Origin of the sequence: Sphingomonas sp. PP-CE-1G-424 (assembly GCF_004341085.1) — a bacterium.
Lineage (GTDB): Bacteria > Pseudomonadota > Alphaproteobacteria > Sphingomonadales > Sphingomonadaceae > Sphingomonas.
Window position 1 is genome coordinate 60,536 of sequence record NZ_SLXW01000001.1, and the last position, 15,771, is coordinate 76,306.

The 15,771-nt window shown below is 65.7% G+C and carries 15 protein-coding genes, 1 tRNA gene and 1 pseudogene; 13 read left to right on the forward strand and 4 right to left on the reverse strand.

Annotated elements, in window-relative coordinates; genetic code table 11:
• Positions 1 to 45: 45 nt before the first annotated feature.
• Positions 46 to 618 (forward strand): annotated as a pseudogene (locus C8J43_RS22505) (Plug domain-containing protein); the annotation flags it as partial.
• A gap of 287 nt (positions 619 to 905) precedes the next feature.
• Complete coding sequence (locus C8J43_RS00305; RefSeq protein ID WP_243645347.1) at positions 906 to 2,729, forward strand: TonB-dependent receptor; 1,824 nt, start codon at positions 906 to 908, stop codon at positions 2,727 to 2,729.
• A gap of 560 nt (positions 2,730 to 3,289) precedes the next feature.
• On the opposite strand, the gene C8J43_RS00310 is transcribed toward C8J43_RS00305, so the two are convergent.
• The 3 genes from C8J43_RS00310 to C8J43_RS00320 all read right to left on the reverse strand — a co-directional run bounded on the left by C8J43_RS00310 (position 3,290) and on the right by C8J43_RS00320 (position 4,548).
• A complete protein-coding gene (locus tag C8J43_RS00310; RefSeq protein WP_133029311.1) occupies positions 3,290 to 3,511 on the reverse strand; it encodes a hypothetical protein in 222 nt (73 codons plus the stop codon).
• The gene (locus tag C8J43_RS00315; protein WP_133029312.1) at positions 3,480 to 3,974 is read right to left on the reverse strand and encodes a hypothetical protein; all 495 of its coding nucleotides are present in this window, start codon (positions 3,972 to 3,974) and stop codon (positions 3,480 to 3,482) included. The genes C8J43_RS00310 and C8J43_RS00315 overlap by 32 nt, the downstream gene beginning before the upstream one ends.
• Positions 3,975 to 4,458: 484 nt before the next feature.
• A tRNA-Ser gene (locus tag C8J43_RS00320) sits at positions 4,459 to 4,548 on the reverse strand.
• A gap of 155 nt (positions 4,549 to 4,703) precedes the next feature.
• Here C8J43_RS00320 and hspQ point away from each other — a divergent pair.
• The 4 genes from hspQ (at position 4,704) to C8J43_RS00340 (ending at position 6,705) form a co-directional block, all read left to right on the forward strand.
• Positions 4,704 to 5,099: a heat shock protein HspQ gene (gene hspQ, locus C8J43_RS00325; protein ID WP_056055845.1), complete on the forward strand. Its 396-nt coding sequence runs from the start codon at positions 4,704 to 4,706 to the stop codon at positions 5,097 to 5,099.
• A 233-nt stretch (positions 5,100 to 5,332) separates the two neighbouring features.
• The gene (rplU, locus tag C8J43_RS00330; protein ID WP_056065957.1) at positions 5,333 to 5,677 is read left to right on the forward strand and encodes a 50S ribosomal protein L21; all 345 of its coding nucleotides are present in this window, start codon (positions 5,333 to 5,335) and stop codon (positions 5,675 to 5,677) included.
• Between the two features lie 13 nt (positions 5,678 to 5,690).
• Positions 5,691 to 5,981: a 50S ribosomal protein L27 gene (gene rpmA / locus C8J43_RS00335; RefSeq protein ID WP_132738101.1), complete on the forward strand. Its 291-nt coding sequence runs from the start codon at positions 5,691 to 5,693 to the stop codon at positions 5,979 to 5,981.
• A 196-nt stretch (positions 5,982 to 6,177) separates the two neighbouring features.
• Positions 6,178 to 6,705 (forward strand): GNAT family protein, encoded by a 528-nt coding sequence (locus C8J43_RS00340; protein WP_133029966.1) that lies wholly within the window; start codon positions 6,178 to 6,180, stop codon positions 6,703 to 6,705.
• A 307-nt stretch (positions 6,706 to 7,012) separates the two neighbouring features.
• On the opposite strand, the gene C8J43_RS00345 is transcribed toward C8J43_RS00340, so the two are convergent.
• A complete protein-coding gene (locus tag C8J43_RS00345; protein WP_133029313.1) occupies positions 7,013 to 7,882 on the reverse strand; it encodes a metal-dependent hydrolase in 870 nt (289 codons plus the stop codon).
• A 63-nt stretch (positions 7,883 to 7,945) separates the two neighbouring features.
• On the opposite strand from C8J43_RS00345, the gene C8J43_RS00350 reads away from it, so the two are divergent.
• The 7 genes from C8J43_RS00350 (at position 7,946) to C8J43_RS00380 (ending at position 15,664) form a co-directional block, all read left to right on the forward strand.
• Positions 7,946 to 8,545 carry a TetR/AcrR family transcriptional regulator gene (locus C8J43_RS00350; protein ID WP_056055838.1) on the forward strand — a complete coding sequence of 200 codons (600 nt, stop codon included), beginning with the start codon at positions 7,946 to 7,948 and terminating at the stop codon, positions 8,543 to 8,545.
• A gap of 78 nt (positions 8,546 to 8,623) precedes the next feature.
• Positions 8,624 to 9,670 (forward strand): GTPase ObgE, encoded by a 1,047-nt coding sequence (gene obgE / locus C8J43_RS00355; RefSeq protein ID WP_056055836.1) that lies wholly within the window; start codon positions 8,624 to 8,626, stop codon positions 9,668 to 9,670.
• Positions 9,671 to 9,788: 118 nt separating this feature from the next.
• Positions 9,789 to 10,886, forward strand: coding sequence for a glutamate 5-kinase (proB, locus tag C8J43_RS00360; RefSeq protein WP_133029967.1), 1,098 nt, complete (start codon positions 9,789 to 9,791; stop codon positions 10,884 to 10,886).
• A 91-nt stretch (positions 10,887 to 10,977) separates the two neighbouring features.
• Positions 10,978 to 11,877, forward strand: a complete 900-nt coding sequence (locus C8J43_RS00365) for an NAD(P)-dependent oxidoreductase (protein WP_133029314.1) — start codon at positions 10,978 to 10,980, stop codon at positions 11,875 to 11,877.
• 58 nt (positions 11,878 to 11,935) lie between these two features.
• Positions 11,936 to 12,181 carry an acyl carrier protein gene (locus C8J43_RS00370; protein ID WP_133029315.1) on the forward strand — a complete coding sequence of 82 codons (246 nt, stop codon included), beginning with the start codon at positions 11,936 to 11,938 and terminating at the stop codon, positions 12,179 to 12,181.
• 134 nt (positions 12,182 to 12,315) lie between these two features.
• Positions 12,316 to 13,578, forward strand: a complete 1,263-nt coding sequence (locus C8J43_RS00375) for an aminotransferase class I/II-fold pyridoxal phosphate-dependent enzyme (protein ID WP_133029316.1) — start codon at positions 12,316 to 12,318, stop codon at positions 13,576 to 13,578.
• Between the two features lie 169 nt (positions 13,579 to 13,747).
• On the forward strand, positions 13,748 to 15,664 hold the full coding sequence (locus C8J43_RS00380; protein ID WP_133029968.1) for an ATP-binding protein: 1,917 nt from the start codon (positions 13,748 to 13,750) through the stop codon (positions 15,662 to 15,664).
• Positions 15,665 to 15,771: the final 107 nt, after the last annotated feature.

Consider the following 15,771-nt stretch of genomic DNA (forward strand, 5'->3'; position numbering starts at 1 on the left):
AGCCGGACCTCTACGCTGGCCACCGTTACCTATCCGAAACAATATATGCAACTCATTCGCATTAGCTTAATTGCCACCCCCTCAAAAGGGGTACGCAAACATGAGGCTTCAAACGACGCCCCGATTTTCGCGCAACGCCGCACTGGGGGACTGACCCTAGCGATACTGGCGCCGCTCCCGGCCCTCGCGCACGCGATCGAGCAGGCCAGCGTTCCGACGGCTGATGCCACCGGCGCCGAGATCATCGTCCAGGCCAGCCGGTCCGCGGACGGGTATCGGCCGACGGATTCCTACGTCGCATCCGGGGTTGCAGCCGATGTCCTCAACACGCCCCGTTCGATCAGCATGGCCAGCCAGCAGGTCCTGCAGGATCGCGGCGTGATCAACCTCGAACAGGCGATCAAGACGCTGCCGGGCGTGAGCCAGGACAACAGCTTCGGGGGTACGCAGGACAGCTTCAACATCCGTGGCTTTCGCGTGTATTCCTCAGTCGCCTCGACCAATCCGGGTATCCTGATCGACGGCTTGCGCGGCGCAATGGCGCGAGGCTTCCAGGCCAATACCGACCGGGTCGAACTGCTCCCCGGCCCCTCGGCGATGCTCTATGGCCGGACCGAGCCCGGCGGCGTCATCAACATCGTCCGCAAGCAGCCGCTCTATACCGCGTTCGAGGGTAACATCGGCAGCTACGGCCAATACCGCGCGGTCGGCGATCTGTTTGGCCCGATCGGCCAGCTTGCCGGGGGCGAAACCGCCTACCGTCTCGTGGTCGCCGGTGAGAAGCAGGGTTATTGGCGCACTGTCGGCCACGACATGCGCAACCTGCTGATCGCACCGTCGCTGGGCTGGCGTGGCGACAAGGTGCAGCTGGTGCCGCCTATGGGTATGACGACAGCACCGCGCCGATGGATCGCGGCACGATCCTGCAGAACGGCAAGCCCGTCGCGGTGCCGGCAAAGCGCAGCTTTTCGGAGGATTTCTCGCGCTATCACAGCGTCAGCCATTTCGTCCGCGGCAATCTCGATTACGCGGCCACCGACTGGCTCACGCTGCGGATGCGCGCGGCGTACATGAACTACCTCACCTCCGACGTGCAGGTGAATGCGTCGCGGCTGAACGCGCAGGGCGACCTGACTCCGTTCGTGCTTGCCAATCGTCATGGCCGCCAAGAGAACACCTATTTTCAGGAAACCGGCGTCGCGACGTTCGCCACCGGCCAGCTCAAGCATGAACTGCTGGTCGGCGCGGCGCAGGGCGAGGTCAGCGACGATTCCAGCAAAGGCGTGTTCCTGCCGAGCGCGTCGCTGCTCTACCGCCTGACCGATCGCGTCAGCGTCTATGGCAGCTACAGCACATCCTACCATCCGAACGCATCGGTCCCCGCCGCCGGGCCGGTTCCCGCCTCGGGACCGTTCGCACCCGAAAAGGGCGAAGGCTGGGAAGCCGGCGCAAAGGCCGAGTTCTTCGGCGGCAAGCTGCTGACGACCGCCGCTTTGTTCCGGATCGACAAGACCAACGTACTGACCACGTCCGACGACGTTACCTCGACCGTGGGCAGCGTGCGCGCGCAGGGCGGCCAGCTGACGGTTTCGGGTCAGGTCACGCCGGCGTTCAACCTGACCGCCAGCTACACCTATCTCGATGCTAAGGTGCGCGACGATCCGACGCTCGGCGGCAATCGCTTCGTCAATGTCCCCACCGACAAGGGCTCGATCCTCGGCACGTACGAGATCAGGTCGAGTGCGCTCAAGGGACTGGCGGCGGGCTCGGGCATCACCGCCTCCAGCCGGATCGCCATCGACACCGCCAACTCGGCATTTCCGCCCAGCTACGCCATGGTCGATGCGGTGCTGCGCTACCGGGCGCGACTGGCCAACGGCATGATCTGCCGCTTCCTGCTCGAACCCGGCGACACCGTGCTGGTCGACGATCCGTGCTATTTCAACTTCCTCGCTTTGCTACGCGCGCACCGGGTCAAGGTGGTTGGCGTCCCGATGACGCCAATGGGGCCGGACGTAGCGGCGTTTGCAGCCGTGCTGGCGGAGCACCGCCCACGCTTCTACCTGACCAATTCCGCGGTCCATAATCCAACCGGCGCCACGCTGGCGGCAGCGACCGCGCACAAGCTGCTGAAGCTCGCAGAGGCGCATGACCTGGTCGTCGTCGAGGACGACATCTTCGCCGATTTCGAACACATCGTCGCGCCGCGGCTCGCTGCATTCGACGGGCTCGACCGCGTGATCCGCATCGGCAGCTTCTCGAAGTCGCTCTCCGCGGCCGTCCGCTGCGGCCATATCGTCGCGCGGCCAGACTGGATCGAGGCGCTCGCCGATCTGCGGATCGCGACATCGATGTCAGGCAATCCGCTGTCGGCCGACCTGCTTCACGGCGTCCTGATCGTCGGCAGCTATCGCCGGCATGTCGAGACCGTCCGCGCCCGACTGGCGCGCGCGATGGCGCGGACGGCGAAGCGACTCCGCGCGGTCGGGATCGAACCGTGGATCGAGCCCGACGCTGGCATCTTCCTCTGGGCGCGGTTACCGGACGGAATGGACGCGGTCGCGCTTGCCCGCGCTGCGCTGGCGGAAGGCATCGTGCTCGCACCTGGCAACGTGTTCAGCACCAGCGGCGCGTGGAGCGACTATCTTCGGTTCAACGTGTCGATGTGCGACGATGAAGCGCTGTTTGCATTTCTGACGAAGCAGTGTCGCGCTGCCGCCCAAGGCTAGCGATAATTACTATTCACTGATGGGCAGCAGACTGTCGATCATGTGATTGACGAACTCCCGGAACTCGGCGCGACGGTGGCAACGTCGTGTTCCTTGTGAGCCTTCCGGTCGCCCGCGAAGCTTTTCCTCTCCCAATTCCGATATTCGTCATGCGATAAACTAACCTTTTTGGTCGCGATCTGACGAGCAAAAACGTGGGGGATATGATCATCTACGGCGGCAGAAGTGGAGGCAAAGATGACTGCCAGTTCCCCGGTAGCGCAGGCGAGTGCCTGACCGATCACGCTTCGGCAGGTATGAGATGCCGGCGCAAGCACCCTTCTATGCGGGCAGCACCCGCCTCAACAGCACCAGAGCGCGCCGCTTGCCAGGTGAGGGTTGGCGCAGGGGCCCGCGGGAAGCAACATCGGCGGCTCGGGATGCCAGAGGCCCAACCGCCGCTGGAGGTTCGGCATCTCGGAATCGATCACCGCTAGCGTTTTGCCACCCCCAAAGCGCGTTGCGCTTCGATAGCGCATCGCCTCCCGCATAGCACTTGTCCGGCCCGATCCGGCTCACCGTCATCCGGAAGCCGAACGGCGCATCCTGAGTGCAAAGTCAATAATGCGCGCGGCCACCGGCGCCTCGGATAGTGCGGTAGGCGCGGCCTGTCCGCCCGATCCCGCGAGCGCGGTTGCGATCTGCGATTTTATCATTTCTGTCGAAAGTCTCCGCCCCGCGCCACAGTCTTCCGGCAGCGCCAGCACCGCCTCAGCCACCCGGCCCGCCATCCAGATCGCCAACGCACTGCGCCTCGGGATCGTCTACCGCCTTCTGCTTCAGGTCTTGCGCCTTCGTGGTCACCCCAGGGAACAGCGTGTCGGGATCGATCTTGTAGGTACGGATCAGGCGAACCACCCAGGCATAATGGCGTGCGCCTGTGTCACAGCTGCTGCCGCCGCCGTCGCTCTCGCCCCACACCGCGCGCCACGGCATCCGTGCTTCTTGAGTAAGGATGCTTCGAAATGCGCCGACTTCGCTTTCGCCCTGGATATAGGTGATAGCTCGCGACCCGTTACGAACGACGCGAAAGTCGCGGATGCGGAAACGCGCCTCTGGTCGTGCGTCACCGTGGTGCAGCACCTTCAGGATGGCCGTACGTTCGGGGCTGCCCGGCGCGGGCGTGACGACGGTGGGCCCACTTGCAGGTGCCATGCCGAGGGCGAGAAGCAACGTCGCCGTGTTGACCAGTAGGGAAGAAATCATACCGTCTGCTCGTATCAGACTTCAGGCGGCGGTGGACCGGCCTTGATGCGATCGTGCTGGGGTTTTCGGTCGCTGCGATTCGCATCGCTCTCCCGGTAGCGATACCGTCCAGCCAAGGCCCCAACTCCTCTTGCTCTACAGGCGCTGTCGGACAAGGGGCTTTGGCTCGGCGCCTATTTCGCACGAGCGCAGCGGCCGTGCGACAGCCCGGATTGGGCCATCATTCCCTGGTCCGCGCTGGACCTCCCTCCCGGCAAGCTACCTTAGCCGACACAGCTTGCCGGGTTGCACGAGTGCTTCCGCTGCCTTGGCCTGATGGCAGCGCACTTGATATCCCTAGGACGTCTTTCACGTACCCAAGAATACCCCCACCAAGCCCGCGTTCGGCTGAGACACGATGGAACGGTGCGAGACTACCGCACGAGAAAAAGCACGGCTAATCTGTGCCGTGTAGGACAGCATGAGACCGGTTGATCTAGGAAGTTGGCGGAGAGGGTGGGATTCGAACCCACGGTACCCTCGCGGGTACGCCGCATTTCGAGTGCGGTACATTCGACCACTCTGCCACCTCTCCGCAGGTCATCCAAGGCGCTGCGAACAGTTCCTCCGATCGGTCGAAGCGCGGCCTCTAATGAAGTGCCCCTGGGGACGCAAGCGGATTTCGAGGTTCGGGGAACCGTCAGGCGCGTTTTCCTTGTGCGGCGCAAAACAGACCCTAAATTGGCGGATATGCCCCGACACGACAGTATCGCTCACGACATCACCGGCCCGCTTATTCCGGCCGAGGTGATCGCACCGCCGATCTCGCATGCGAATTTCTCGATCGGCGACGTCGTGCGGCACCGGCTGTTCGACTTTCGCGGCGTGATCTTCGACGTCGACCCCGTGTTCGCGAACAGCGACGAATGGTATGCGGCGATCCCCGAGGACATTCGTCCGCGGAAGGACCAGCCTTTCTACCATCTGCTCGCCGAGAACATGGAGTCGAGCTACGTCGCCTATGTCAGCCAGCAGAACCTGGTGCCCGACGATAGCGACGAGCCGGTCGACCATCCGGCGATCGACGGGTTGTTCAGCGAATATGCGGATGGGCGGTACGCGCTGCGACAGGTTCATCGGCACTGAGCGAATCGCTCGTTCGTAGAAAGTTTGCTCTCTCGCGAAGGTAAGAGCCAGTCTGGGTCGCCGCCCTCGCGAGGAGGATATTTCCCGCCTCGCCGATGGGCAGCGCCTCGCGCAAAACCACCCTTTCCCGCCCCTTCGCGGTTGACAACTCTCCCCCCCTCGCCTAGCTGCCCGGCTTCTCCCGACGGACCCTGCGTTCGTGGGGCACATGTATTTGGAAAGTGACAAGGGCCATGTTCGCAGTCGTGCGCACGGGCGGCAAGCAGTATCGCGTCGCCGCCGGAGATAAGATCGTCATCGAGAAGATCGAGGGCGATGCAGGTGCGTCGGTGACGCTGGGTGACGTTCTGCTGGCGGGCGAAGGCTCGGAGCTGCGGTCCGTCGAGGGCTTCGTCGTCGCTGCAGAGATCATCGCGCAGGCGAAGGCGGACAAGGTCATCGTCTTCAAGAAGCGTCGTCGTCATAACTATCGTCGTAAGAACGGCCATCGCCAGCAGCATACGATCCTGAAGATCGTGTCCGTGGGTGGCCAGACCGCCAAGCAGACCGAGGCTGATGCCCCGGCCGCTCAGGCATAAGGAGTAGCTTCAGATGGCACATAAGAAAGCAGGCGGCTCTTCGCGCAACGGTCGCGATTCGGCCGGTCGTCGCCTCGGCGTCAAGAAGTTCGGTGGCCAGGCGTGCGTCGCCGGCAACATTCTCGTGCGTCAGCGCGGGACGAAGTTCTACCCGGGCACCAACGTCGGCATCGGTACCGACCATACGCTGTTCGCGCTGGTCGATGGCCGCGTCGTGTTCAGTCAGGGCAAACTTGGTCGCAAGTTCTGCTCGGTCGAGCTGGCAGCGAACGACACGGCAGAGATGCCGGTAGCAGCCGAATAACATCGGGTAACCATCCGGGTTGCCCACCAGGGTGACCCGGGTCGCGAAAGCGAACCTGAACAAGGGAGACGGGTCACCCCGGCTCCCTTTTTTATTGCTCCCTCCCCCTCGCCTGTCGCTGCCGTGTCATCCGGACATGGCAGGACGCCAGGCGCGATGCGTGAAGGAGAGAGCCGTGTTCGCGCGCACCAAGAGACTGACGTTGCGGCCGGGTTGGCCGGAAGATGCGCCTGCATTGGCGCGGGCGATCGGCCATGAGTCGGTGGTCGCCAAGCTGGGCCGCGTGCCCTGGCCGTATGCGCTGGGCGACGCCGAGGCGTTCCTCGCTTGCCCCCGTGGAGCCCATGAGCCGCGTTTCCTGATCGAGGCAATGGAGTTGGGTGAACCACGACTCGTCGGCGGTATCGGGATCAGCGATGTCGATGGCGGTTCGGCGAACCTCGGATATTGGTTGACCCCCGACTCATGGGGTCGCGGCTATGCTACCGAGGCAGGTCAGTCCGTGGTGTCGATGGCGCGCCATGCACTCGGGATACGCCGGCTCACAGCTGCACATTTCGTGGATAATCCGGCGTCGGGGCGCGTGCTGGCGAAGCTGGGTTTTCGGCCGACGGGGCGGATCGAACCGCGGACTTCACGGGGGCGTGGGGGCGAGGCGCCTGCGGTGATGTTCGAGCTGGATCTGGATGACGACCGATGTGCGCCGATGCCTTTGGCGGCGTGAGTCGCAGCACCGTCGCCACACAATCGCACACCACCCCGGCGAAGGCCGGGGCCCAATTGGAAAGGTCGCAGTAACGGAGCGATGTACTCCGTTAGCAACGTTCCCCAATTGGGCCCCGGCCTTCGCCGGGGTGGTGCCGTTGTTTAGGTGGTGCCCTATCAAGGAGGCGCCTTCGTGTGGGTACGCCCCCTAACTGTTCCCCCGCGAAGGCGGGGGTCCAGGAATCACAGGCGGTGTCGTTTGGTATCCTGGGCTCCCGCCTTCGCGGGAGAACTAGGAGAGAAGAGAGAAGCCTGGAGTCCGGGGCTCAGGCCACCGCGACCACCCGCTCCGCAACCGGCAACACCGCCGCCTCATACTCGCTCTCCGCCAAGCCGATCAGCGCCCGATCGTCGTGCTTCCAGGGATGGAACCCCGGCAGGAAATACGCCGCCCAGACGCCCGCGATCTTGCGCGCCATCCCCGGGTTGCCGAACGCGTACCACGCCATCCGCGCCCAGACGCGAGGCCCAGTCAGCCCGTCCTGCCGCAGCAGTTCCGCCATGCCCCGCGCGCGACCGGTAAAGAACCGCCACGTCGTGATCAGCATCACCAGCGACTTCACCCGCCAGCGCGTAAACCGCGGCCAGTCCCGCGTTGCGTGGAGCCATGTGTCGTAGGCGACGCCCTTGTGCTCGATCTCCTCCGCGGCATGCCAGAGCCAGAGCGCCGCCGCCTGCTGATCGCCACCCGCGAGGTGCTTCGGATTGGCGATCAGTTCATGCGCCAACATCGCGGTGAAATGCTCGAGCGCGGTGGTGGCGGCGAGGCTCGCGATCTCCGGGCGCCCCTTGGTCAGCGCCAGTGCCGCGTCGACATCGACGATCAACGGCGCGACGTCGTACCCCTGGTCGGTGACGTGGCGGTTGAACGCGACGTGCTCGCGCGTGTGGATCACCTCCTGCTTGATGAAGGCGTTGATCTCGTCGTGGAGCTTGGGCGGCGTGCCCTCGCGGAACTTCCGGACGCTGTCGACGAAATAGCCCTCGCCCTTGGGAAACGTCACCGACAGTGCGTTGTAGAACGCGGTCGCTACGGAATCGTCGTTCAGCCACCAGCGGCGAATCGCGGCACCGCGGCCGAAGCGGCGGTCGCGCGGGGTGATCGTCAGATCGGCAGGCGTGGTTGCTTTCGCCACGGAAACCTCCAAACAGGAATGAACACTCGTTACTTACATTGATGTAAATAGGTTTCCAGGTCCGTGACGTCAACTCCGCGCAAGCGACTCTCCCCTACCGAATCGCGTGAAGCCGCCGTCGAAGCTGCGCGGGCCCTGCTCGTGGAGAGCGGCCCCAGCGCAGTGACGTTGAAGGCTGTGGCAGGCCGGGTCGGGCGCACGCACGCCAACCTGCTCCACCATTTCGGGTCGGCGGAGGCTCTGCATACTGCGCTGATCACGCGGATGGCCGCGGACATCGTCGGGACGATCGGCGCGGCGGTGCTGCGCGTGCGGGCGGGTGAGCTCGACCCGCGCGAGGTCGTCGAGATGACCTTCGATGCGTTCGGCAAGGGCGGCGCGGGCGCGCTGGCGAGCTGGATGATCCTGTCGGGCAATACCAATGCGCTCGATCCGATCCTGACCGCGATCCACGACCTCGTCGACGAACTGGCGGAGGGCGACATGCCCGGCGACCAGCCGATCCAGGAGCAGACGCTGACGCTGGTGCTGATGGCGCTCGGCGACGCGTTGATGGGGGCACCGATGGCGCGCGCGCTGGGGCTGCCGGTCGGCAAGGCACGCGAACTCGCGCTCGACGCACTGCTCGCGAGCAAGGACGCCGCCGCCCCTGCCCGCTGCTGAGCGCATCGGTTCGGGGCTCGAATCGCGAGGCGAATCGCAGAGGGTGGAGATTTTCGCCAATTTCGCTATGGGGCGGCGATGCATTTTCTAGACCAAGCCAAGATCTACGTACGTTCGGGTGAGGGCGGCCCCGGTGCCGTCAGCTTCCGCCGCGAGAAATATATCGAATATGGCGGCCCCGATGGCGGCAATGGCGGCAAGGGCGGCGACATCGTGTTCGAATGCATCGCCGGCCTGAACACGCTGATCGACTTCCGCTACACGCAGCATTTCCGCGCGCCACGCGGCTCGGGCGGGTCGGGCTCGAACCGCACCGGCGCAGGCGGCAAGGACCTCGTCATCCGCGTTCCGCTCGGCACACAGGTGTTGTCGGAGGACAAGGAAGAGGTGCTGATCGACTTTACCGAAGTCGGCCAGCGCGAAGTGCTGTTCCGTGGCGGCGATGGCGGGCGCGGCAATGCGAGCTACAAGACGTCGACCAACCGCACCCCGCGCCAGCACGGCACCGGCTGGCCGTTCGGCGAGGCGTGGGTCTGGCTGCGGCTGAAGCTGCTCGCCGATGCAGGCCTCGTCGGCCTGCCGAATGCGGGCAAGTCGACCTTCATCAACCAGGTGACGAACGCGCAGGCGAAGGTCGGCGAATACGCCTTCACGACGACGCGGCCGCAGCTGGGCGTGGTGCGCCACAAGCAGCGCGAGTTCGTGGTCGCGGATATTCCGGGGCTGATCCAGGGCGCGGCCGAAGGTGCGGGGATCGGCGACCGGTTCCTCGGGCATATCGAGCGGTGCCGGGTGCTGCTGCACCTGGTCGATGCGAACGACCGTGACGTGGCCGAATCGTACCGGATCGTCCGCGACGAGCTGGAGAATTACGGCGAGGGGCTCACCGACAAGAAGGTGATCGTCGCGCTGAACAAGATCGACATGCTCGATCCTGAGCTGATCGCGGCGCTGTCGGCGGAGCTGGCGGAAGCCAGCGGTGCCGAGGTGATGGCGATTTCGGGCGCGAGCGGCGCTGGGATCGAGGCAGTGCTGGATCAGCTGATCGAGGCGATCGGGCCGGCGCCGGGCGCGGCGAAGGAACTGGAAGAAGGCGAAGTGCCGGTCGCATGGTCGCCGCTCTGACGTCTTGCTTAGCCCTCTCCCCTGCGGGGAGAGGGTTGGGTGAGGGGCTGTTCCGGGCGTTGCATTGCTTGGCCGCCCCTCACCCCGACCCTCTCCCCGACGGGGAGAGGGAGCAGTGATGTTTCCGCCGTATTCGTGCGCGCGGCTGATCGTGAAGATCGGCTCGGCGTTGCTGGTCGATCCTGACGGGAGCGTTCGGCGGGAGTGGCTGACCGGTCTCATTGCCGACATTGCTGCTCGGACTAGCGCGGGCCAGCAGGTTGCGATCGTGTCGTCTGGGGCGATCGCCTTGGGCGCACGCCGGCTTGGTCTCTCAAAGGGCGGCCGGGCGAGTCTTGAAGACGCGCAGGCTGCCGCTGCCACCGGCCAGATCGCGCTTAGCCAGGTCTGGGCCGAACTGCTCGCCGCGCAAGGGCTGAACGCGGCTCAGATCCTCGTCACGCTGGACGATCTCGAAGACCGCCGCCGCTATCTCAACGCCGCCGCGACGCTCAACCGGCTGTTGTCGTTGAAGGTCGTTCCCGTCATCAACGAGAACGACAGCGTCGCGACCGAGGAAATCCGGTTCGGCGACAATGACCGTCTTGCCGCCCGCGTTGCGCAAGCCGCCGGCGCGCAGGGCGTGATCCTGCTGTCCGACGTCGACGGGCTCTACACCGCCAATCCGCATACCGATCCGTCCGCTACCCATATCGCCAGCGTGCCGCGGATCGATGCGGTGGCCGGGATGGCGGACGATGGGTCGGGCTCGGGGATGGGGTCGGGCGGGATGGCCTCGAAGATCGCCGCGGCACGGATCGCGACGGGTGCGGGCATTCCGCTGGCGATCGCGTCGGGACGGATCGAGCATCCGCTCTCCACCCCTGCCCGCCACACGATCTTTACTGCCGAACGGACTGCGTCTGCGCGGAAAGCTTGGCTGGCGGGCGGCCTGACCGCGAAGGGTGCGATCCATGTCGATGCGGGGGCGGCGGCGGCGCTTGGTCAGGGGCGGAGTCTGCTCGCCACCGGCGCGACGCGGATCGATGGCGGTTTCGCGCGGGGCGATTTAGTCACGATCGAGGGCCCCGCCGGAACGGTCGCGCGCGGGCTCGCCGAGTATGATGCGGCGGATACCGCGCGCCTGCTCGGCCGCCATAGCGACGATCATGCGGCGATCCTTGGCTATGCGCCTCGATCTGCGCTGGTGCACCGCAATCACCTGGCACTCGTATGATCGGCCAAGCCTTGTTCACCCGCGAAGGCGGGTGCCCAGTCTGGGCACCCGCCTTCGCGGGTCAACAAGCTTCTGTCTGGGGAATGGGCTCATGATTCTCGCGATCACTGGCGGCACCGGGTTCGTCGGCAGCCATCTGATCGACCACGCGCTCGAGACCGGCCACACCGTCCGTGCGCTCGCCCGGAAGCCGCAGGCCAAGCGCATCGGCGTGACCTGGATCGAGGGTGCGCTGGATCGGCCGAAGAGCCTCGCTACCCTGGTCGAAGGCGCGGACGCGGTGATCCACGTTGCCGGTGTCGTCAATGCCCCCGACCGGGCCGGCTTCGGCAAGGGTAACGTCGCGGGTACAGAGGGCATCCTCCAGGCGACGCGGGCGGCGGGCATTCGCCGTTTCGTCCACGTCTCCTCGCTTGCCGCGCGCGAGCCGACGCTGTCGAACTATGGCTGGTCGAAGGCCGAGGCGGAGACGCGTGTGCAGACGTCGGGGCTGGACTGGACGATCGTCCGCCCGCCCGCGATCTTCGGCCCGCGCGACCACGAGCTGCTCGACGTCTTCAAGGCGGCACGGTCGGGTTATGTGCCGATGCCCCCGGCCGGCACGCGCGTCTCGCTGCTGTATGTCGAGGACCTGACCGCGCTGCTGCTGGTGCTTGCCGAGAGCGCCGACGCGCCGTCGATCATGGAGCCCGACGACGGCGTGCCTAACGGCTGGGACAACCGCGACTTTGCGCGCGCGATCGGCGTGGCCGTGGGCAAGCCGGTCAAGGTGTTCTCCACACCCCGTGCGCTCCTGAAACTCGCGTCCGCCGCCGATCGACTCGTCCGTCGACGCAAGGCCAAACTGACACGCGACCGGGTGAGCTATTTCTGCCACCCCGACTGGGTCTCGCACAAGCCGCCGCCGGCCGCGCTATGGACGCCGTCCGTCCCGACTCCGCAGGCGCTCGCGCAAACCGCGGCGTGGTATCGCGCCGCCGGGCTGCTATAGCGCCGAAAAGCCGCCGCAATTTCCTGTCAGGGATCGCTGCGACACCGAAGGGATTATCATGAGCGACCGTCAGCAGATCTACGACACCGTCACCGCGCAGATCGAGCCGTTCAACAAGAAGGGCGTCGCCCTCGCCGATGCGACGACGTTCCAGGGCGACTTGGAGTGGGACAGCCTGACCGTCATGGATTTCGTCGCGGCGATCGAGGATGAGTTCGACATCATCATCACGATGAACATGCAGGCCGAGATCGAGACGGTCGGCCAGCTGGTCGACGCGGTCGCGAAACTGAAGACCGCCTGAGCAAGCCCTTCGCCCCTCCCCGTTCGGGCTGAGCGAAGTCGAAGCCGCGCCCCACAGGCCACCCTTCGACTTCGCTCAGGGCGAACGGGGTGGTTGGGGGACCGGGATACATTCCAACCTGTGGAATCGATAGAATGACCGAAGCCGCCACCACTGCCCACGCCCTTCCCGTCGACGCTCCCGAGGTCGCCCCCGAACGCGATCTCATGTCGAAATTCGACGCGCTGATCGCCGAACGCGAGGCGCTGATCGCCAGTGGCGTGCGCAATCCGTTCGCGATCGTGATGGACGAGGTGAAGGGGCCGACCCAGGCGGTAATCCGCGGCAAGGACACGATCCTGCTCGGCACGTATAACTACATGGGCATGACGTTCGACCCCGACGTCATCCAGGCGGGCAAGGACGCGCTCGACGCGTTCGGGTCGGGCACCAACGGCAGCCGGATGCTCAACGGCACGTTCCACGATCATATCGACGTCGAACAGGCGTTGCGCGAATTCTACGACATGACCGGCGCGATCGTGTTCTCGACCGGGTACATGGCCAATCTCGGGATCATCTCGACGCTCGCCGGCAAGGGCGAATACGTCATCCTCGACGCCGACAGCCACGCCTCGATCTATGATGGCTGCAAGCAGGGCAATGCCGAGATCGTCCGCTTCCGCCACAACGACGTGAACGATCTCGACAAGCGGCTCGGTCGCCTGCCGAAGGAAGCCGGCAAGCTGGTGGTGCTGGAGGGCGTCTATTCGATGCTCGGCGACATCGCCCCGCTGAAGGAGATGGTCGCGGTCGCCAAGAAGCATGGCGCGATGGTGCTGGTCGACGAGGCGCATTCGATGGGCTTTTTCGGCCCCAACGGCCGCGGCGTGTACGAGGAGATGGGGCTGACCGACGAGGTCGATTTCGTCGTCGGCACCTTCTCGAAGTCGGTCGGCACGGTCGGCGGGTTCGTCGTGTCGAACCACCCGAAGTTCGAGATGGTGCGGTTTGCGTGCCGCCCATACATCTTCACCGCGTCGCTGCCGCCGTCGGTGGTCGCCACCGCCGCGACCTCTATCCGCAAGCTGATGACCGCGCACGACAAGCGCGCGCAGCTCTGGAAGAACGCGCGCCGTCTGCACGGCGGGCTGAAGGCGATGGGCTTCAAGCTCGGCACCGAGACGTCCGACTCGGCGATCATCGCGGTGATCCTCACCGACCAGGAACAGGCGATCGCGATCTGGCAGTCGCTGCTCGAGGGCGGTCTGTACGTGAACATGGCGCGCCCGCCCGCGACGCCGGCGGGGACGTTCCTCCTGCGGTGCTCACTGTGTGCGGAACATACCGACGAGCAGATCACGACGGTCCTGGGGATGTTCGAGGCCGCTGGCCGCGCAGTCGGGGTGATCGGCTAAGCCTCTTTCCTCCCCCTGAAGGGGAGGATTGAAACACCGGTGAAATGTTGGGGCCGCACCGGTCCTCCGAGTCATTGCGCGTTGGCAACGACGCGTTAGGATGCCGGTCGTGAACCATGACGAGGTCGAGACTGCGGCCCAGCGGGGCGGGGAAAGGTGGCGCGTAGCCATGCTCGTCGCGATGGGTCTGCTCGGCGCTGCGGTGCTCGTCGCGCTCATCGTGACTCTCGGCAACGCCAACCGCCAGCGCGACCGCGCGCTCGAGCTTCAGGCGCACAGTTATGATGTGATGATACTCGCCCGCACGCTGTCGGGCACGATCGCGCAGTCCGAAGCGTCGCTCGGACGCTACGTCATCAGCGGCGACAAGCAGCTCGGTCAGCTCTATTTCGACGAATGGCTGCTGGCGGGCACGCAGATCGACCGGCTCGACCGGATCACCAATGACAATCCCGAGCAGCAGTCGCGCGTCGACCGGCTCCGCGCTGCCTATGATTCGCGCGGCCAGGAGTTGTCGATGACCGCGCTCAACACGAGCTACGGCAAGAACGGCCAGGCGCTCGCGCGCTATTATCAGTCGCGAAAATCACCCACGCTCGCCGAGATCAACACGACGCTCGACACGCTGATCGCAGGGGAGCGCGGGCTGCTCGACGACCGCACCGCCGCGGCGATGGGATCGGTCGAGCGCTCCAGCTGGGTCGCAGGCGTGCTCGCCGTCTTCGGCGTGCTGATCGTGCTGGGCGCGATCATGCTCGGCTGGCTGACGATCCGCGCCGTCGGCGAACGCGCGACCGCGCTGGCGGACGCCGAACTGGAGCGCGAGCGTGCCGACGAGCTGACCGCCGCCGTCGCCGTGGCGACCGCCGAGCTGCGCATGCAGGAGGCCAAGCTTCGCCAGGTCCAGAAGATGGAGGCGGTCGGCCAGCTCACCGGCGGCATCGCGCATGATTTCAACAATATGCTGGCGGTGGTGCTCGGCGGGCTCGAACTCGCGCGCCGCAACCTGGCGAGCGATCCGGCCACCACGCGGCGGCATATCGACAGCGCTACCGAGGGTGCCAACCGGGCGGCGGCGCTCACTCGCCGACTGCTGGCGTTCAGCCGGGAAGACGCGCTGAAACCCGAGACGATCGATGCCGCCGCGTTGGTCGCCGAAATGTCCGACCTGCTCGACCGCACGTTGGGCGATGCGATCACGCTGGTGACGCGGAACGATGCGACCGATTGCTGCATTCGCGGCGACCGGGTCCAGCTGGAGAACGCGGTCCTCAACTTGGCAGTCAACGCGCGCGACGCGATGAACGGCCGCGGCACACTGACCATCGTCACGGGAAGCGCCATGCTGGAAGCGCAGCAGATCGGCGAATGCGCGGCCGGCGAGCACGTCACGATCACCGTCGCCGACGATGGCTGCGGCATGACGCCGGACGTCGCCGATCGCGTGTTCGAGCCCTTCTTCACAACCAAGGCGGTCGGCAAGGGTACCGGGCTTGGCCTCAGTCAGATTTTCGCGCTGGTCCAGCAGCTGCACGGGGCGGTCGCGATCGCTTCCGAGCCCGGCGAGGGTACCGCGGTGACGCTGTACCTGCCGCGAACCGCGGACGTCGTGGCCTTGCCGGGCTCACCCCTCGAGCTTCTGCCCGCCGGCACTGCTACAGCCGCCGCTGCCACCGCCCCGCCGGCACCGCCCACCCAGCGCGAAATTCTCGTCGTCGAGGACGATCCCCGCGTTCTCGCGGCAACGATCGATGCACTGGAGGAACTCGGTTACCACGCGATCCCCTGCGACGATCCGCTGGCCGCGCCCGCATTGCTCGCCGCGAACGGGGCGATCGATCTGATCATCTCCGACGTGCTGATGCCGCGCCAGACCGGCCCCGAGATGATCGCGGCGCTGAGCCCGCTCTACCCGCACATCGCCGTCCTGTTCGTGACCGGGTTCGCGGGAGAGGTGAATGTCGCGCAGTTCGGCGGCCACGATGTGTTGCGCAAACCCTTTACGCTGACCGGGCTGGAACGCGCCGTCGCGACCGCGATGGCATCCGATCGACCGAGCGCAAGCGACTTGATCGCCGCCGAATAATGCCTCGTAGCGCGCCGCCGGCACGGTGCGATTGAGGATGACGCCTAGCGTGCGCCCGCCTATACCCCGCCTGACCATCGCCAGCCCAGCAGCCCGAGCCCCAATTC